This window comes from Glaciimonas sp. OK215, from assembly GCF_057787885.1.
Map to the genome: position 1 here is coordinate 6,336,401 of NZ_CM173544.1, position 18,932 is coordinate 6,355,332.

The 18,932-nt window shown below is 55.4% G+C and carries 17 protein-coding genes and 1 riboswitch; of the genes, 12 read left to right on the plus strand and 5 right to left on the minus strand.

All coding sequences use genetic code 11. From position 1 onward, the window contains the following. The first annotated feature begins 40 nt into the window (after positions 1-40). Positions 41-1,720 (plus strand): tetratricopeptide repeat protein, encoded by a 1,680-nt coding sequence (locus AC3CHX_RS29325; protein ID WP_488631449.1) that lies wholly within the window; start codon positions 41-43, stop codon positions 1,718-1,720. Between the two features lie 66 nt (positions 1,721-1,786). Here the strand turns inward: AC3CHX_RS29325 and dapF are convergent, their stop codons facing one another. From dapF to AC3CHX_RS29340, 3 genes are read right to left on the minus strand one after another with little or no spacing between them, the layout of a single operon-like run. Next, on the minus strand, positions 1,787-2,653 hold the full coding sequence (gene dapF, locus AC3CHX_RS29330) for a diaminopimelate epimerase (RefSeq protein WP_488631450.1): 867 nt from the start codon (positions 2,651-2,653) through the stop codon (positions 1,787-1,789). A 52-nt stretch (positions 2,654-2,705) separates the two neighbouring features. Beyond that, positions 2,706-3,575, minus strand: a complete 870-nt coding sequence (locus AC3CHX_RS29335) for an LpxL/LpxP family acyltransferase (protein WP_488631451.1) — start codon at positions 3,573-3,575, stop codon at positions 2,706-2,708. Beyond that, complete coding sequence (locus AC3CHX_RS29340; RefSeq protein WP_488631452.1) at positions 3,572-4,438, minus strand: lysophospholipid acyltransferase family protein; 867 nt, start codon at positions 4,436-4,438, stop codon at positions 3,572-3,574. The genes AC3CHX_RS29335 and AC3CHX_RS29340 overlap by 4 nt, the downstream gene beginning before the upstream one ends. A gap of 236 nt (positions 4,439-4,674) precedes the next feature. On the opposite strand from AC3CHX_RS29340, the gene metK reads away from it, so the two are divergent. The 5 genes from metK to metF all read left to right on the plus strand — a co-directional run bounded on the left by metK (position 4,675) and on the right by metF (position 10,169). Next, positions 4,675-5,832, plus strand: coding sequence for a methionine adenosyltransferase (metK, locus tag AC3CHX_RS29345; RefSeq protein ID WP_488631453.1), 1,158 nt, complete (start codon positions 4,675-4,677; stop codon positions 5,830-5,832). 230 nt (positions 5,833-6,062) lie between these two features. Beyond that, positions 6,063-7,142, plus strand: coding sequence for an AI-2E family transporter (locus tag AC3CHX_RS29350; protein ID WP_488631454.1), 1,080 nt, complete (start codon positions 6,063-6,065; stop codon positions 7,140-7,142). A gap of 123 nt (positions 7,143-7,265) precedes the next feature. Further along, positions 7,266-7,341: riboswitch (S-adenosyl-L-homocysteine riboswitch) on the plus strand. Positions 7,342-7,367: 26 nt separating this feature from the next. After that, positions 7,368-8,801, plus strand: coding sequence for an adenosylhomocysteinase (ahcY, locus tag AC3CHX_RS29355; protein ID WP_488631455.1), 1,434 nt, complete (start codon positions 7,368-7,370; stop codon positions 8,799-8,801). Positions 8,802-8,984: 183 nt separating this feature from the next. Then, positions 8,985-9,329: a phage holin family protein gene (locus AC3CHX_RS29360; RefSeq protein WP_488631456.1), complete on the plus strand. Its 345-nt coding sequence runs from the start codon at positions 8,985-8,987 to the stop codon at positions 9,327-9,329. Then, the gene (metF, locus tag AC3CHX_RS29365; protein WP_488631457.1) at positions 9,330-10,169 is read left to right on the plus strand and encodes a methylenetetrahydrofolate reductase [NAD(P)H]; all 840 of its coding nucleotides are present in this window, start codon (positions 9,330-9,332) and stop codon (positions 10,167-10,169) included. A 101-nt stretch (positions 10,170-10,270) separates the two neighbouring features. Here metF and AC3CHX_RS29370 read toward each other — a convergent pair whose 3' ends face one another. Continuing rightward, positions 10,271-10,876, minus strand: a complete 606-nt coding sequence (locus AC3CHX_RS29370; RefSeq protein WP_488631458.1) for a 5-formyltetrahydrofolate cyclo-ligase — start codon at positions 10,874-10,876, stop codon at positions 10,271-10,273. A gap of 30 nt (positions 10,877-10,906) precedes the next feature. On the opposite strand from AC3CHX_RS29370, the gene AC3CHX_RS29375 reads away from it, so the two are divergent. From AC3CHX_RS29375 to AC3CHX_RS29390, 4 genes are all read left to right on the plus strand, one after another. Then, positions 10,907-12,883, plus strand: coding sequence for a lytic transglycosylase domain-containing protein (locus AC3CHX_RS29375; RefSeq protein WP_488631459.1), 1,977 nt, complete (start codon positions 10,907-10,909; stop codon positions 12,881-12,883). A gap of 73 nt (positions 12,884-12,956) precedes the next feature. Then, positions 12,957-13,658: a glutathione S-transferase family protein gene (locus AC3CHX_RS29380; protein WP_488631460.1), complete on the plus strand. Its 702-nt coding sequence runs from the start codon at positions 12,957-12,959 to the stop codon at positions 13,656-13,658. Positions 13,659-13,728: 70 nt separating this feature from the next. Continuing rightward, entirely contained in the window at positions 13,729-14,970 is a 1,242-nt protein-coding gene (locus tag AC3CHX_RS29385; protein WP_488644969.1) for a multifunctional CCA addition/repair protein, read from the plus strand. Between the two features lie 89 nt (positions 14,971-15,059). Next, a complete protein-coding gene (locus tag AC3CHX_RS29390) occupies positions 15,060-15,776 on the plus strand; it encodes a GNAT family N-acetyltransferase (protein WP_488631461.1) in 717 nt (238 codons plus the stop codon). A 31-nt stretch (positions 15,777-15,807) separates the two neighbouring features. Here the strand turns inward: AC3CHX_RS29390 and AC3CHX_RS29395 are convergent, their stop codons facing one another. Further along, positions 15,808-16,323: an Lrp/AsnC family transcriptional regulator gene (locus tag AC3CHX_RS29395; protein WP_488631462.1), complete on the minus strand. Its 516-nt coding sequence runs from the start codon at positions 16,321-16,323 to the stop codon at positions 15,808-15,810. Between the two features lie 164 nt (positions 16,324-16,487). On the opposite strand from AC3CHX_RS29395, the gene hppD reads away from it, so the two are divergent. Beyond that, positions 16,488-17,603 (plus strand): 4-hydroxyphenylpyruvate dioxygenase, encoded by a 1,116-nt coding sequence (hppD, locus tag AC3CHX_RS29400; protein ID WP_488631463.1) that lies wholly within the window; start codon positions 16,488-16,490, stop codon positions 17,601-17,603. A gap of 49 nt (positions 17,604-17,652) precedes the next feature. Next, positions 17,653-18,546 (plus strand): phenylalanine 4-monooxygenase, encoded by an 894-nt coding sequence (phhA, locus tag AC3CHX_RS29405; protein WP_488631464.1) that lies wholly within the window; start codon positions 17,653-17,655, stop codon positions 18,544-18,546. The last annotated feature ends 386 nt before the right edge of the window (positions 18,547-18,932 follow it).

Genomic DNA, 18,932 nt, shown 5'->3' on the forward strand with positions numbered 1-18,932 from the left:
TTTATCGGAGATAATTTACGCTTTTGCGTGACGGGTATTTATGGCTAAACGGGAAGACTTGGCGATTATTCGTGCTGCGCGCGCCGGGCAGGGGGCTGCACAGCTGGCGCTGGGAAAGCGCTACCTGTTTGGCGGCAACGGATTGCCGCAGAGCTTGCCGACGGCATTGCACTGGCTGGATCGCGCGGCGCAGCAACAGGAGGTCGATGCCTGGATCATGATCGGCAGTCATATTCCGCTCGATGTCGCGCGTGCTGCCAGCAATCGGCTCGATCTATGTGTCTGGTATGAGCGCGCTTTTGACGCTGGTATCATGCAGGCCGGCCTGGTGCTGGCTCAACTGGTGTTGAGCGGCAACGTTCCGCTCCACGAGCGTGGCGCATTACGTGCTTTTGGTGAGAAGGCGATGAAGGCGTTGGAAGCGGCGGCGCATGCTGGTATCGCAGAGGCTCAGTGGTTGTTGGCGCAGCACGCAGCGAGAGCTGATGTGACTGAGACGGCGCAGGCAGGTGTTCAGAATGGCGCAAGCGCGTCCAATTCGAACGATGTTGAGGACACGAACGGCAACGCCGGCACGCGCGTACCGGAAGCGGACACCGGTACGACGTTTGAATGGACCTCGCGGGCTGCAGAGGCCGGCGTCATGCAAGCGCAACATTCGCTGGCGCAGATCGCCTGGGATAAACAGGACTGGCCGGTGTTTTTAGAGCGCGCCTTGCCACTAGCGCGTACCGTTGCGCAGCAATATGGCGGGGAATTGGTGCAATTGCATGCTCCTTCGGAAGCACTGGCACGTCAATTGGGCGAAGCCAACCTGGTGTTGTTGACCCGTTGCGCGCGGGCATTGATGGCGACCACCGGTTTCGATGCCAACGAGGTTCAACAATTTCTGGAACTGGCGGCGTCCGCTGACGACAAGGCGGCGCAGCTGGATTTGGGCTTATGGTATGCACGGATGGACAGCGATGGCGAACGCATCGTGGTCGGCGCGGGTTCTGCCAACTATAAAAAAGCGATACGCTGGCTGACGCAGGCGGGGGAGCGCGGTCTGGCCGATGCCTGGTACGCGTTGTCGCGGATATATCTGAAGTCCGAATTTTCTCAACGCAATCTGGTCGACATGCAGCGTCATCTGGAGCACGCCGCTGAAATGGGGCATCGTGCCGCGCAATTGGAATGTGGTGTGAGCGCCTGGCGCAATCGACGCGAAACATTGGCGAATGACGTGCAAGCGGTCTACTGGTTGCAGAAAGCTGCAGCGCAAGGCAGTGCAGAAGCGCAGAAGTTACTGGCAAAAATTGCCGATCGCGCACAACCGATGGCGTGGGCGCTGATCGCCAAACAACAGCTGACGCGTGAGTTGGTCGCAGCCCATCCGTTCCTGGCTGCGCGTATCGAACTCGCGTTGTTATTCGGCTTAAGTCGGCCCGAAGCGTTATTGCTGGATTTGAATCAGGCCGATTGCGGTCACTGTCTGGCGGTGGATATTCGGACCTGCTACGCCCGTAGCAAGCGGCGCCTCGTGCTGATTGAAACGGGGGACGAGCGCCAGGCGTTGAACCGGCTGGCGCGACTGTTCGAAGATGTCGATTGTGGTCCGCATGGGCCCGAGGGAAATTACCGGCAGCGGCTGTATCGTTTCAAGACAGCGTTGCCGGCATTGGAGCTGGCAGAGTCCGCGAATGATGACGGTGGGCAGTTGGCCGAGGCCAATGGTTAGCGATTGTTAGCTGCACGGTCAAGCCCCTATTATATTTTGCCGGGCTTGCGCTCGGAAAATACACGTTTAAATAACGTCGCTGCCTATTTCGATTTCGCCTTCAAACACCGTGACTGCCGGTCCTGTAAGTTTGACCGGCTGATCGACACCGTCCCACGCTATCGATAGTTCGCCGCCGTGGGTTTGCACTTTTACCGGCGAGTCCAGCAAGCCGCGCCGGATACCCGCCACCACTGCGGCGCACGCGCCCGTGCCACAAGCCAGGGTTTCGCCGGCGCCGCGTTCAAACACCCGCAATTTGATCTGATGCCGGTCAACGATCTGCATAAACCCGGCGTTGACGCGGTTGGGGAAGCGTGGATGATGCTCGATCAGCGGACCATCGGCGAGCACCGGCGCCGCTTCGGTATCGCCGACCACCTGAACAGCATGCGGATTGCCCATCGACACAACCGAAAACAACACGCGCTTGCCGTTGATATCGAGCGGCCATAATGCGTCAGCGCCTTGTCGCTCGGCTTGTAGCGCACTGGCATCGAACGGTACCGCTGCAGGCGCCAGAACAGGCGCACCCATGTCAACCGTAATGCAGCCATCCGCTTCCAGCACGGGTTCGATCACGCCAGACATGGTTTCGACTTTGATCGAGCGTTTTTCGGACAGACCTTTTTCGATGACGAACTTGACGAAGGCGCGGGCGCCGTTCCCGCACTGTTCGACTTCACCGCCATCGGCGTTATAAATCCGATAGCGAAAATCGACGCCTGCCGCTTGCGGTTTTTCAACCACCAGCATCTGATCGGCGCCAACGCCAAAGCGACGGTCGGCCAATGCCTGCCATTGCGCTGGCGTGAAGTTGATTTTCTGGTGGATCGCATCAATGACGATGAAATCGTTACCGGCGCCATGCATCTTGGTGAATTTGAGTTTCATTTCGTGATTATAGAACTGCCAGGTGAAAATTGGTGTGGTGAATTCCGGCCGATCAATATGGGCCGGGCTCGCCCTGCGGTCTGGTTTTGAAGCGTTTATGTGCCCAGAAATATTCTGCCGGCGCTTCCAGTACCCGCGCTTCTATAAATGCATTCATCCGCCGCGTCGCTTCGATCATGTCGTCGCCGGGATAGTTTTCCCAGGCAGGATAAAAGGTGACTTTCCAGCCTTTGTAGCCGGGCAAGAAAGTTGCAATCATCGGTACCACGCTGGCTTTGGTGGCGGCAGCAATTCTGGCGGTAGCGGTTAGCGTCGCTGCAGGAATGCCAAAAAACGGCACGAATTCGGCATCCTTGTTGCCGAAATCCATATCCGGCAGCATGATGAACGGTAATCCTTCGCGCATCGCGCGGATGATCGGTTTGACACTCTGTTCACGGGTGAATAATTTCACGGGACGAAAGCGCGAACGGCCTTTGAGCAAGGCGGCATCGATCACCGGATCCTGCTGACGCGTGTAGATGGTGCAAATCGACAACGACGAATTCAGTACCAGCGCAATGCCAGGAATTTCCAGGCAGACAAAGTGCGGGCACAGCAAAATTGTCGGCCCGGCTCGCAAAGTGTCGAGTGGCAAATCGGATTCGATTTTAATCAGCCTTTTGAGTCGCGCTTCGGAGGCCCACCATAATACGCTGCGTTCCAGGGCGCTACGCGAATACGCCTGGAAATGACGTCGTGCCAGTGCTACGCGCTCTTGTTCCGGCATGTCTGGGAAACACAATTTCAGATTGGTCAGCGTGATGTGGCGACGTGGTTTCATGATGATGAACAGCAGCGAACCCAACGCTTCACCGATAGGGCCGAGTATCCACAGCGGGAGCCAGTGGGTCAGCCACAATAGGAAAATCAGTGCCCTCATGCCTGTTCCTGCTTTCTTGCAGTCGTGCTGGTCGGCGCGCTGACTCCAGGCGGCGTTTTGTAGCGGTTGTAACTCCAGATATATTGTGCCGGGCTACGTGCGATGAGCTTTTCCATAGCGGTGTTGATCGCACGCGCTTGCTGTTCCGGCGTCTCGCCCAGTTTTTCCTCAAACGGTACAAAGCGAATCACAAAACCGCGGCCGAACGGGAGTCGCTCCGCATACGAAAGAATGATGGGCGCGCCGCTCATTTGCTGCAATTTGGCCGACAAAGTCATGGTGTACGCCGGTTTACCAAAGAAGTCGGCCCATACACCTTCACCATTTTGCGGTACCTGATCGGGCAGCAAGCCGATAGCCTGGCCTTTTTTGAGCGCCTTTAGCAAAGCGCGTACGCCAGTCAGGTTGGCCGGAGCCAGGAATAAATTGTGACGTGCGCGGGCACCTTCGATCAACGGTTTTAACGCAGCTTGACGCGGAGGGCGGTACAGCGCAGTAAGCGGGGTTTTGGCGGCAATTGCCTGTGCAATAATTTCGAAACAACCCAGATGCGGCGTCAAAAATATGACACCGGTTTTGGCGTCGAGCGCTGCTTGTGCCAATTCCCAATTCTCGATGCTTGCGGTACGTAAAACCTTCTCTGGCGCAGCACACCAGACGAAGGGTAGCTCGAACATGCTTTTTCCCGACTCGCGGATCGCCTGCGACAAATGACGTTGATAGCCAGCCCGGCCAAGGTTGTCTTTTAGTTTGCGCCGATAGGAGGGCGACACCAGATAAACCAGCCAGCCGATGGCAGCGCCGATTGCGTGCAACGCAGATAATGGCAGCTTTGATAATAATTGAAAGAGTGTGACAAGCATCGGATGGGAGAAAGAGGGCGTTTTGCCGAAATTTTGTAAAAGGCGTAAAATAGCACATCGCCGCACTGACCAAATAGTCTGTGTGACAAGTTGCACACGAGTTGTGTAACAAGATTCACCCGCCGAGTTAATAGACAACTTGCGAAGCGGTATACAAATTTCGCTAAAGCGTCGCAGGCTCTACAGTAGGACTGCGGCAAGGTCACCACTGTATCTCTTTTTAGCAGGAGCCTGTCATGGCACACGAGTACCTCTTCACCTCTGAATCCGTTTCCGAGGGACATCCCGACAAAGTCGCGGATCAGATTTCCGATGCAATTCTCGACGCAATTTTCACCCAGGATCCGCATGCGCGCGTTGCTGCCGAAACGCTGGTGAATACCGGTCTGGTCGTTTTGGCCGGCGAAGTCACTACCCATGCCAATGTCGATTACATCAACGTTGCACGCGAGACCATCAAGCGCATCGGCTACGACAATGCCGATTATGGTATCGACTACAAGAGCTGTGCGGTGCTGGTTGCGTATGACAAGCAATCGCCGGATATCGCCCAGGGCGTTGATGAAGGCAAGGGACTCGATCTCGATCAGGGCGCAGGCGACCAGGGGCTGATGTTCGGCTATGCTTGCGACGAGACCCCGGAACTGATGCCTGCAGCGATTTATTACGCGCATCGCATCGTCGAGCGCCAATCGCAGTTGCGCAAGGATGGCAGGTTGCCTTGGCTGCGTCCGGATGCGAAATCCCAGGTGACCTTGAAGTACGTCGACGGCATTCCTGTGGCAATCGACACTATCGTATTGTCAACGCAACATGCCCCGGAAATGCTGCACAAGGCGATCGAAGAAGCTGCGATCGAAGAAATCATCAAGCCGGTGGTGCCGAAGGAATGGCTGCAAAATACGCGTTATCTGATCAACCCTACCGGTCGCTTCGTCGTCGGCGGACCGCAAGGCGACTGCGGTTTGACCGGCCGTAAAATCATTGTCGATACCTACGGCGGTGCTGCGCCGCATGGCGGCGGCGCTTTTTCCGGTAAAGATCCATCGAAAGTCGATCGTTCCGCCGCATATGCCGGCCGTTATGTCGCCAAGAATATCGTCGCCGCTGGCCTGGCCAGCCGCTGCCAGATTCAGGTGTCGTACGCCATCGGTATCGCCAAACCAACTTCAGTGATGGTCACCACTTTCGGCACCGGCAAGATCAGCGACGAAAAACTGGCACAACTGGTGCTGGAACATTTCGACCTGCGCCCCAAAGGCATCGTGCAAATGCTGGATCTGCTGCGCCCGATTTATGAAAAGACCGCCGCGTACGGCCACTTTGGTCGCGAGGAGCCGGAATTCAGCTGGGAGCGGACCGACAAGGCCGCGCTGTTGAAAGCTGCTCTGTAATTTCGCAGCGCCAGTAGGCAATGTGACGGCAATTAGCGCGAGACGGCAAGGCCTGTTCTCGCGTTTTTCATATGTACTGACGGGCATCAGCCGGAGCGGTGCAAAATGCCCATTCCAAATGATGCTTTGCGGGCGCTCAACGACTTGCTACACTGCATCGTTCCGTCACCAACGGCCATCAACAGCACAGGCACCATTGCTCGTGCTTATCGCGTTCCGGTAGGTTTACTATGGCCTCATCCAAACTCTCTGCCCGTCAGGAGCTCGCTGCCCGCAAGTCGTGGCCGCCGAAGCTTCGTCCAGTCATCAGTAGCGTGTCGTCATTTCGAATTGCAGCATGGCTGATCGGGATCACCGCCTTGGCGCTGGTGTTGCTCTTGCATTTGCTGACTGCCTTATTGGCCGGGTTGCTGGTATACCAACTGGTGCGCTCGCTGACACCGTTGATTCAGCGTCGGTTGACTAGTGAACGCTCACATTTAATTGCCGTGGTGTTGTTGTCGGCAATCATTATCGCCATGCTGACCGGGGTGATCCTTGGGTTGATGGCTTTCTTCCACGGCGGCCCTGATCGCATGCTGGTGATCCAGACCAAGCTAATGGAAGTGATTAATCAGGCGCGGAGCCAGGTGCCGATCTCCCTGCAGCGATATGTGCCGGACGATATTGAAAATACCCGACAAATGGTCACAGAGTGGATAGAGTCACATAGCGGTGAACTCAGGCTGGCGGGCAAAGAGGCGATACAAGTCTTTATTCACATCTTGATCGGTATGGTGTTGGGAGCGATGGTGGCGCTGAATGCGGAACATCCACTGCCGGTGTTGCAACCGCTGAGTGCAGAATTGCTGGAGCGGGCAAGGTTGCTGGGCGATGCTTTTCGACGCGTGGTATTTGCCCAGATCAAGATATCGTTGCTCAACACCACGCTGACGGCGATTTTCCTGCTAGTGGTATTGCGGCTGGCTGGCGTGCATCTGCCACTCACCAAAACCATACTTGTGGTCACTTTTTTGGCTGGTTTGCTGCCAGTGATCGGTAACCTGATTTCGAATACGCTGATCGTACTGGTAGCGCTGTCGGTATCGTTATACGTGGCGCTGGCGGCGCTGGTATTTCTGGTATTGATTCACAAGCTGGAATACTTCCTGAATGCCCGCATAGTCGGCTCGCAAATCAATGCCCGTAGCTGGGAATTGTTGCTGGTGATGATATTGGCGGAGGCTGCTTTCGGCTTTCCGGGCCTGGTGGCGGCACCGATTTATTATGCGTATATCAAGAGTGAGCTGCACGAAATGGGCTGGGTTTGAGACTGTTAGAGACGAGCCAGTACAACGTCAAAATACCCGGTCATATTTGTGCCGTCCCGGATTCGGAAGAATCAGATCGCAAAGCACTGAAAACTGCGGCATTTTGATTTAAAATAGCGGCTTCGTGCCAAGGAGCGTTGCGACAGACTCCGTCTGCCAGGCTTGGTGCCGTGTCTATCTGCAACTGCGCTCACGTTACTTTTTTTCTAACGAAAGGAGGGCGTGATGCACGCCGCTGTAATGAATTCAATCCCTACATCTACCGCTTCCCCGGATTACATTGTTGCTGATATCAGCTTGTCCGGCTGGGGCGATAAAGAAATCAAAATCGCTGAAACCGAAATGCCTGGCCTGATGGCAATTCGTGAAGAATTTGCCGCTGCGCAACCGCTCAAAGGTGCGCGCATCACAGGTTCGATCCACATGACGATCCAGACCGCTGTCCTGATCCAGACTTTGGAAGCGCTGGGTGCCAAAGTGCGTTGGGCATCTTGCAACATCTACTCGACACAAGACCATGCCGCTGCTGCGGTCGCTGCCGCCGGCACGCCGGTCTTCGCCTTCAAAGGTGAATCGCTGGATGAGTACTGGGAATTTACGCACCGCATTTTTGAATGGCCGGGCGAACAGCAAGCCAACATGATTCTGGACGATGGCGGCGATGCGACCTTGTTGCTGCATCTGGGTACGCGTGCAGAAAAAGACGCATCGGTGCTGAACAATCCGACTTCCGAAGAAGAAATCTGCCTGTTCAATGCAATCAAGAAAAAACTGGCGACATCGGGCAACTGGTATTCGACGCGTCTGGCGCAAATCAAGGGCGTCACCGAAGAAACCACGACTGGCGTGCACCGTTTGTATCAAATGCACAAAGAAGGAAAATTGGCTTTCCCGGCAATCAATGTGAATGATTCCGTTACCAAATCCAAGTTCGATAACCTGTACGGCTGCCGTGAATCGTTAGTCGACGGCATCAAGCGTGCAACTGACGTGATGATCGCCGGTAAAGTGGCTGTCATCGCCGGTTACGGCGATGTAGGCAAGGGTTCGGCGCAGGCAATGCGCGCGTTGTCGGCCCAGGTCTGGGTGACAGAAGTCGATCCTATCTGCGCGTTGCAGGCAGCGATGGAAGGCTACCGCGTCGTGACCATGGATTACGCCGCCGAACACGGCGATATTTTCGTCACCTGCACAGGCAACTATCATGTCATCACGCACGCTCACATGGCGAAGATGAAAGACCAGGCGATTGTCTGCAACATCGGTCACTTCGACAATGAAATCGAAGTCGCCGCGCTCAAGCAATACACTTGGGAAAACATCAAGCCACAAGTCGACCACATCATTTTCCCTGACGGCAAACGCATCATCCTGCTGGCCGAAGGCCGTTTGGTCAATCTGGGCTGCGGCACCGGCCATCCATCGTATGTGATGAGCTCGTCGTTTGCGAATCAAACCATCGCGCAGATCGAATTGTTCGCCAACACGGAGGCCTATCCAGTCGGCGTATATACACTGCCGAAACATCTGGATGAGAAAGTTGCACGCTTGCAGTTGAAGAAACTGAATGCGCAATTGAGTGTGCTGACAGAAGAGCAGGCGGCGTATATCGGTGTGAAACAAACCGGCCCTTACAAGCCGGAACACTACCGCTATTAATAGCAACCAGGGCGCAACGGCGGAGTGTTATCCGCCGTGTGTGATACCGGCATAAGCCATAGTCGACGCAGGACATGTCGGCGTCTCATCCAGATTATGCGCGGGAAGGCACTACGCTCGTCCGGCCTGCTTGACGCGAGACGGCATCAATGTGTTTTACGATTTACAAAACGGGAGAAACGCATGCGTTTACTGCTTACCTGGTTGATTAATGCGCTGGCGCTACTGGCAGTGCCGTATTTGATGCATTCGGTGTCGGTTGACAGTTTTGGTGCAGCATTGATTGCCGCCCTGATCCTCGGTTTCGTCAATACGCTGATTCGTCCGATCCTGCTGGTGCTCACTTTGCCGGCGACCGTGTTGACGCTAGGCTTGTTCATTTTCATTATCAACGGCTTGATGTTCTGGATAGTCGCACAACTGGTTGGCGGCTTTCATGTTGCCAGCTTCTGGGCGGCGGTCGGCGGCGCTATCGTATACAGCATCGTGTCGTGGGCCTTGTCTACTTTGTTACTGAAAAAAAACTAAATGTCTCAAAAAAATTTCAGCATTGAGTTCTTCCCGCCGAAAACGCCGGAAGGCGCCGAAAAATTACGCGTGACCCGCGCCAAGCTGGCTGAACTGCATCCGAAATATTTTTCGGTAACGTTTGGCGCTGGCGGTTCAACCCAAAAAGGTACGCTCGATACGGTGTTGGAGATTCGTCGTGAAGGTCATGACGCCGCTCCGCATTTGTCCTGTCTCGGAAGCTCGCGCGAATCATTGCGCGCGATACTGGCGCAGTACAAAGATAACGGCATCAAGCGTCTGGTAGCGTTGCGTGGTGACGCGCCAAGCGGTTACGGCGCGATGGATTTTTCGTCTAGCGAATTTCGTTATGCGAATGAGCTTGTCGAATTCATTCGGACCGAAACCGGTGACTGGTTTCATATCGAAGTGGCCGCTTATCCGGAAATGCATCCGCAGGCAAAGTCTCCGCAGGACGATGTGCTGCGGTTTGCGGACAAGGTAAAAGCGGGCGCCAACGGTGCCATCACGCAGTATTTTTACAATACCGATGCGTACTTCAGGTTTGTCGAGGAAGCGCAAAAACTGGGCGTTGCAGTGCCGATTATTGCCGGCATCATGCCGATCACCAACTATTCTCAATTAATGCGTTTCTCGGATATGTGCGGCACCGAGATCCCGCGCTGGGTCCGCCTCAAGCTGGCCGCTTACGGTGACGATACCGAGTCGATACGGGCGTTTGGTCTCGACGTCGTGACGCAGTTGTGCGAGCGCTTGCTGGCCGGCGGTGCGCCGGGATTGCATTTTTACACGCTCAATCATGCCGCTGCGACGACGGCGATCTGGCAACGCTTGAAGTAGCAAGTTGGACTCGGACAGGACGCCTGGCAGCTGACTGCGGGAACCGGGGGACGTACGGGCAAGGGTTGGGCTTCGCAAGCGCAACGCCCGTCTCCCCAGATTTATAAAATCCCGGTTTCGGTAAAGATCATGTCCAGCGCAATATCGTGGGCCGCGCCGTCAAAATCCACCAATCCACACGCATAGCCAATTCCGACGGTCGCCGGACGTGGATCGATGGCCAGCGTGCGGTCGTAAAATCCACCCCCGTAGCCAAGTCGCAAGCGCTCCCGATTAAAGCCGACGCACGGGATCAGCAATGCCTGTGGGCTGACCACCTCGCCGCTGGCAGGGATCGCGACCCCGAAGCCGTCTTTAAGCATGGCGTCGCCCGGCGTCCAGTTGACGAACCTTAGCGGAGCGTCTTTACCCACCACGACCGGCAGCGCCAGCCGCACGCCGTGCGCGGTCAATTGGGCATATGCCGGACGTAAATCCGGTTCGTTGCGGATCGGCCAATACACGCCCAACACGACCTCGGGATTGGCGCTCGCAAATCGCGTGGCCCAGTCGACCACGCGTTCGCCAATTCTGGTATCGAAGTCAAGGCGCGCGCGTTCTGAAATGGCTTTGCGCGCAGTCAATAACGCGCTGCGCAAAAGTACCTTTTCGGCCCCGCTTTCAGGGCTTGAGTCATGCGCATCGCATGCTATGCTAGAGGTCGTCATTCGCACTCGCAGATAGAGGATTGTTAAGGTATGAATAGAACGAAATTCGCAACAAAGTGGGCCGCCGGGATTGCATTTGCAGTTGCTGCCGCGCTCACTTTATCGCCTGCGGCGAGCGCGCAACCACGCGTGCTCAGCGCCGCCAGTTACGGCAGTCAGGACGACGCGTTTCTCGCCTTGCGCGATGCTATGCGCAGCAACAAGACTGACAACGTCGACGACCTGGCGTCCGCTTTAAGCAATTATGACATTCCTTCGTATGTTGATTATTATCGCCTGAAGCCACGCATCAAGGATCTGGTCGCGCCGGAATCCGAGATTCTTGACTATCTGAAGCGTTATGACGGTACCGCCATTGCTGACCGTTTGCGTAACGACTGGTTGCTGGAGCTGGGCAAGGCAGGTATCTGGAATACTTTTGACCAGCAATATCCACTGTTTGTACTGGATGACGATACCCAGCTGAAATGTTACGCACTGACTTCGAAGGCGTTAAAAGGCGGCAATGCCGCTGACGATGCGCGGGCGTTGCTGACTACACCCAAGGATTACGGTCAGGGTTGTACCGACCTGATTGGGACCCTGGCACAAAACGGTCAATTCACCCAGACCGATTTATGGTTTCAAGTGCGCCTTGCTGTCGAGTCCGGTTATGGCGTCGTCGCCCGTCGCCTGGCGCCATTTATGGATGCTACCGATGCGCAAATAGCGCAGGCGATCGATCGGTCGTCTGCGGTAGTTGCACGCGGCCCCGGTGCTGATCGTACTGGCCATGAGCTCTTCATCGTGGCACTAGGCCGGGTGGCTAAAAATGAGCCGTCACAAGCTGCCGCTGCATTAATCGCGATTGCGGATCAGTTGATTCCAACCGAACGCGCGCTGGGCTGGGCCCAGATTGCGTTGCAAGCGTCATTGAAGCTTGATCCGCAAGCAGCCGATTACTGGCGCGCCGCAAAGGGCGCACCGCTGTCGATGGATGGCTATCAATGGAGTGCGCGCGCTGCGTTGCGTGCGGGTGACTGGAAACTGGTCAGAAGCAGCATCGAGGCGATGCCGCAGTCGTTGCGCGATGATCCGGCATGGGTTTATTGGCTGGGACGTTCGCTGATGGCCGACGGGCGCAACGAACAGGCGCAAAAACTATTTCAGTCGATTGCCGATCAAATCAATTTTTATGGTCAGCTGGCACTCGAAGAGCTGGGGCGAAAAATCGTCGTGACCTCAACCCCGGCCTCGATCACCGCGACCGAACTGGCGCCGATGCAAAAGAACGCCGGCTTCCGTCGCGCCTTCCGCTTTTTCGATATGAGCCTGCGTTTTGAAGGCACCCGCGAATGGAACTGGGAGCTACGCGACATGACCGACCGCCAATTATTGGCGGCTGCCGAGTTTGCGCGTCAGAGTGACGTACTCGACCGGATGGTGAATACTTCTGATCGAACCAAAAACGAGATCGATTTTACCCAGCGTTTTCCGTTCCCGCATCGCGACATCATGACCGTCAACACGCAGGCGCTTGGACTTGATATGGCGTGGGTGTATGGCTTGATTCGGCAGGAGTCGCGTTTCGTCAAAGATGCGCATTCGCATGTCGGCGCCTCGGGTCTGATGCAGTTGATGCCAGCGACGGCGCGCTTTGTCGCAAAAAGAATTGGCGTCAGCGGTTTCACTGCGGATCAAGTTAACGACGTCAATACCAATATCCTGCTTGGTACCAATTATTTGAGTATGGTACTCAACGATCTGGATGGCTCGTTGCCGATGGCAACCGCAGCCTATAACGCCGGTCCGGGACGCCCGCGCTCATGGCGTTCAACATTACCCGGCAATGTTGAAGGGGCGATTTTCACAGAAACGATTCCATTCAGCGAAACCCGAGGTTATGTCAAGAATGTGCTCTCCAATGCAACCTATTATGCGGCGCTGTTTGAGGGACGTCCACAATCGTTGAAGGCACGTTTGGGGACTGTGGCACCGAAAGGTTTTACGGAGTCGGCATTGCCGTGAAACGAACGCGGCGGGCGATACGAATAGGTGATACTGATAATCTTTAGCAACCCGACATTCAAGAAGGTAACGTATGCAAACTACAGAACGCGATGCAACTCTCTCTGAAGTATTGAAGAAGGCCGGTAACGCCGGCATGACGCTAGTGATCGGCAACAAGAATTATTCGTCATGGTCGATGCGGCCGTGGGTCGCGCTGAAGGCATTCGGGATTCCATTTAACGAAGTACGCATTTTGCTGGACCAACCGACTACCGCGACTGAAATTTCGCGGTATTCGGCGGCCGGCAAGGTGCCGGTGCTGGTGGTTGGCGACCTGCAGATAGGGGATTCTTTGGCGATTTGCGAATATCTGGCCGAGCAATTTCCGGATTTGGCGATGTGGCCCAAAGACGTTGCGGCGCGTGCGATTGCCCGGTCTGTTTGCGCCGAAATGCATTCTGGCTTTATGGGCATTCGTTCTGCGATGTCGATGGATATTCGCGCCAGTCATCCGGGGCAGGGCCGCACGCCTCAGGCGCAGGCGGATATCGGACGTATTAGCGAGATCTGGGAAAACTGCCTTTCTGACTTTGGCCATCACCAATTCCTGTTTGGCGATTTCTCGATTGCCGATGCATTCTTCGCGCCGGTCGCCATGCGCTTCCTTACCTACGGTGTCTCGTTGGCCCCGGCGTTGCAAGCTTATGTCGAGCGCGTACAGGCCCATCCTGCAGTTGCGCAATGGGTGCGTGAAGCAACCGAAGAAGTGGAAGTTTTGCCGAATCACGGCTGATGGTACAGGCGCTGATTTCCGCCGGAATTCAGCGCGCAGTGTTGAATCGCAGTTTTGAATATGCATGTCGATGAAAATCTTTGTAGTTGGCGGCGCGGTGCGCGATGAGTTACTCGGTCTGGCAGTAAAGGATCGCGATTTCGTGGTGGTTGGCGCCACCCCGGAAGACATGCTGGCGCGCCGCTTTCGTGCGGTCGGTAAAGATTTTCCGGTATTTTTGCATCCGGACACGCATGAAGAATATGCGTTGGCGCGGACCGAGCGCAAGACCGCGCCCGGCTACAAGGGGTTTGTATTTCATACCGATCCTGACGTTACGCTGGAACAGGATTTAATCCGCCGCGATCTGACTATCAATGCGATGGCACGCGCCGATGATGGCACCTTAGCCGATCCTTTCGGTGGTCAGAAGGATTTGCAGGCGCGCGTGTTTCGTCACGTATCCGCTGCCTTTTCCGAGGACCCGGTGCGCATCTTGCGGGTTGCCCGATTCGCCGCGCGCTTTACCGAATTTTCAGTTGCGCCGGAAACCAACGCATTGATGCAGCAGATGGTAGCGGCGGGTGAAGTCGATGCGCTGGTGCCGGAACGGGTCTGGCAAGAGTTGTCGCGCGGCTTGATGGAGGCGCGTCCGTCACGCATGTTCGAAGTGCTGCGTGCGTGCGGCGCATTGGCAAGAATTCTACCTGAGCTCGATGTGTTGTGGGGCGTGCCGCAGCCGGAAAAGCATCACCCGGAAATCGACACCGGCGTGCATGTGATGATGGTGATCGATACCGCCGCCAAAGAAAATTATCCGTTACCGGTGCGCTTTGCTGCCTTGATGCATGATCTTGGCAAGGGCGTTACACCTGCGGCGGAATGGCCTGGCCATCACGGTCATGAAGGACTTGGCGTGAAGCTGGTCGAGCAGGTTTGTCAGCGCCTCAAAGTCCCGAGCGAGGCGCGCGATCTGGCGGTGATGACAGCCCGTGAACATGGCAACGTCGGCCGCGCTTTCGCGTTGCGCGCCGGTACCATCGTCACCTTGTTCGGGCGTTGCGATGCATTTCGCAAGCCTCAGCGGTTTATCGATATGCTGCGGGCCACGGAATGCGATTATCGTGGCAGAACCGGTTACGGCGAGCGACCGTTTCCACAACGCATCTATTTACAGGCGGCGCTGACTGCGGCGCAATCAGTCAACGCGGGGGTGATCGCAGGTATGTTCGAGCAACAACCGCAACGCATACCGGAGGCGATTCATGCCGCGCGGACTGCGGCAGTTGACGTGCTGGTCCAGGCGCAGCGCAACAAGTCCGGCAACGCTTAAATACACATCGCAACGCTGTTTTACAATGGCCTGACGACTTATTCCCGGGCGCCGTCCGGTGCCAGTTTTTCCGACAGAGAGAAGCCAAGATGACATCGACCGATAGTGCGACGCTTTCCGGCAACGACGGCTCCGGAAAACCTGTTGGCGGCGCGGAGAACAAGCCCGTCGTCAAAATTCAACGACCAACCATCTTCGTCAAAGAGTTGTCGCGGCCTGCGCGCAAACGGCTGTTGCGGCATTTTCTGGCATTGGACAGCGGCGACCGGCTATTGCGTTTCGGTTCGGTATTGCCGGATGAATTGGTGACGCGTTACGTCGAAAATCTGGATTTTTCCCGCGATACTATTTTGGGTGTGTACGACCGCAAATTGCGACTGCTTGGCGTCGGCCATCTGGCTTTCGCCCCGCGCGAGGCATTGCCGTCGATGCGTGCGGCGACAACCAAGGAGCGCGTCGCCGAATTTGGCGTCTCGGTGTCGGCTGCCGCACGCGGCATGGGCGTCGGTACGCACTTGTTTGCACGTGCCGCGATCCACTGCCGGAATGCCGATATCGACACCTTGTACATGCATTGTCTGTCATCGAACAAGGTCATGATGCATATCGCTAAAAAAGCCGGGATGGCGATCCACCGCGATTATGGCGAAGCCGATGCGTATCTGAAGTTATTGCCAGCCAGCCCGGCCACGGTGATTCAGGAAGCGATGCAGGAGCAGGCAGCCACGCTCGATTACACGCTGAAAGCCAACGTGCGCGCTGCCCTGAAATGGCTGAGCAATCTGCCCGGGGTCAAGCGCGATTAGCTTGTCGACCTCACTTTTATTACTGCGGCTGTTACAGCAGCGGTAATGCCGTCGTATCCTTCAGACGTTGCAGCGCGAAGCTCGATTTGACATCCAGCACTGCCGGGTGGCGCAGCAGCGTTTCCATCATGAAACGCGAAAAGTGTGCCATGTCTTCGACGTGAACCCGCAGCAGATAATCCATTTCTCCTGTCATCGCATAGCAGGCCACCACCTCCGGCCAATGCGTCACCGATGCCGAAAAATCAGCGCGTGGCGAATGCGTGACAGCCGTGCCGGAACGGCCGCTGCCGCTGACTTGGGAGGTGCCGTGCTTTTCCAGGCGGACGTTAACGTAGGCCAGCAGTCCCAGGCCAATTTTGTCCGGCGCCAGCAACGCGACATATTGTCGAATGACGCCGGCTTGCTCCAGTCGCTTGATTCGCCGCAAGCAGGGCGAAGGCGACAAGTTGACGCGTTCGGCGACCTCCTGATTGGTCAGGCGCCCATCTTCCTGCAATATTGCCAAAATCTTACGATCAGTTTTATCCATCTCGACAGCAGCCATAAAACACCCAAAATTTCACTATTTAAGCAATATTACTTCTGAATTCTGCGTTTATGCGGGGATATTTGCAATTTCCTGCCGACCGCTCGCACCTATACTGATCTTAATAACAGACGTATTTGCGCTGCATTTACCGTATTTGTAACGACTTTCAGGAGACAGGCATGGACTTTCAACCTTGGGATAATCCTATGGGTACCGACGGCTTCGAATTTATCGAGTACGCGGCTCCCGATCCCCAGGCGCTCGGCGCGTTATTTGAAAAAATGGGTTTCACGGCGATTGCCCGTCATCGTCACAAAGCAGTCACCCTGTATCGTCAAGGCGATATCAACTTCATCATCAATGCCGAACAGGATTCGTTCGCGCAGCGTTTTGCACGTCAACACGGCCCATCGGTCTGTGCGATTGCACTGCGCGTCAAGGATGCGGCGTTTGCCTACAAGCGCGCACTGGAATTGGGCGCATGGGGCTTTGATCATCACACCGGGCCAATGGAATTGAATATCCCTGCAATTAAAGGTGTCGGTGATTCACTGATTTATTTTGTCGATCGCTGGCGCGGCAAGGACTCTGTTGGCGGGATTGGCGATATCAGCATTTACGACGTTGATTTCGTTGCGATTCCTGGCGCTGAGGTGCAGCCGGCCGGTTGTGGCCTGACTTATATCGATCACCTGACGCATAACGTGCATCGCGGCCGCATGAAAGAATGGGCCGATTTTTACGAGAATCTGTTCAACTTCCGCGAAATACGTTATTTCGATATCGAAGGGAAATTGACCGGATTGAAATCCAAGGCCATGACCTCGCCTTGCGGGAAGATCCGGATTCCGATTAACGAATCCTCTGACGATAAATCACAAATCGCAGAATATCTCGATCTGTATCACGGCGAAGGCATTCAACACATTGCGCTGGGCACCGATGATATTTACACCAGCGTGACCGCCATGAAGGCGCGTCAGGTTGCGTTTCAGGACACTATAGAAACCTACTACGATATCGTCGATCGGCGCTTGCCTGCGCATGGCGAGCGACTTGAAGATTTGAAGCGTTTGCGGATTCTGATCGATGGCAACAGCAATGCCAGCAAGCGCGAATTGCTGTTGCAGATATTTACCCAAAACGTGATTGGCCCGATCTTTTTCGAGATCATTCAGCGCAAGGGCGATCAGGGTTTTGGTGAAGGCAATTTCCGCGCACTGTTCGAGTCGATCGAGCTGGATCAGATCAAGCGCGGCGTGCTGAAGGACGAGCGCCAGATGTCTGCCGACTGAGTTCGTCATACGCCGGTATCCAGTCGCCAAGCTGCTTTTTAGGAAATTGATGATGAACAAGAGTGTAAATATGGAAGTCGACACCGACGATTTTTTCGCCACCGTCGCCGAGAAATCGGACGGTGCGGGGCTCCGCGGCGACTACAGCAAAATCGACGCCCAGTACGTGGTTGCGCAGGAATGGGAGACCTACACACCGGAACAGCATGCGTTATGGCGACGGTTGTATCAGCGTCAGGCCAAGTTGATTCCCGGACGTGCCTGCGATGTCTTTATCGAAAGTCTGGCGCGCCTGGATATTGCCGATGGCATTCCCAATTTCGAGCGCCACTCGGCGTTGCTATTCAAGGCTACCGGCTGGCGTTTGGTCGCGGTGCCGGGTCTGGTGCCCGACTATACGTTTTTTGAGCACCTGGCAAATCGCCGCTTTCCGGTAACGGTCTGGTTGCGCGAGCCGGAAGAGTTTGACTATATCGTCGAGCCAGATGTTTTCCATGATTTTTTTGGTCACGTGCCATTGCTGTTCAATCCGACTTTTGCCGACCATTTGCAGGAGTACGGCAAAGGTGGCTTGAAGGCGCTGAAAGTTGACGGGCTGGCGATGTTGGCGCGTCTGTACTGGTACACAGTTGAATTCGGCCTGATCCAGAGCCCGCTGGGTTTGCGGGTATATGGCGCAGGTATTTTGTCCTCTGGCGGAGAAATTGAGCACTGCCTGACCAGCCCGGCGCCGCGCCGTATTCCGTTTGATCTCGAGCGCGTCATGCGTACGCTGTACAAAATCGATTCTTATCAGGAAACCTATTTCGTGATTCGCGATTTTCAGCAATTATTCGAAGATACTGCGCCAGACTTCACCCCGCTTTATCAGAAGCTGAAATCACTGGAGCCGCTACCCGCGAATGTGTTGCAGGTAGGCGAGATTAATCTTCCACATAACTAAATTCGCCACAACGGACGCGCAATAGTAGACGAACAATCATGCCGTATAAATAAAAAAAGCGGACTCTGCCGTGGAGAGCAGAGCCCGCAACTAGTGATAAAAGGGAACACTAGAGGGAGGAATGTCTGAAGCGACTGGTCCAGGGGGAGGTCTTCAGTCACTTCAGACAAGGCTCCATTACACGCCTTGCCCAATCGCTTTTCCACCTGAATTACGCCTTGTTACAGTTGTTACGTAATGCCGGAATTTACCTGCATTCCAGCTTAATTGTTGGGGTGTGCATTGAGCTGCGGAGCGGCTTATGCTAAGGTAGCAGCCGAACTAAAGAAAGAGCGATTTACCCACAAGGTAACTACGTTTTGACCGCGCTGGTAGACCGCCGCGCA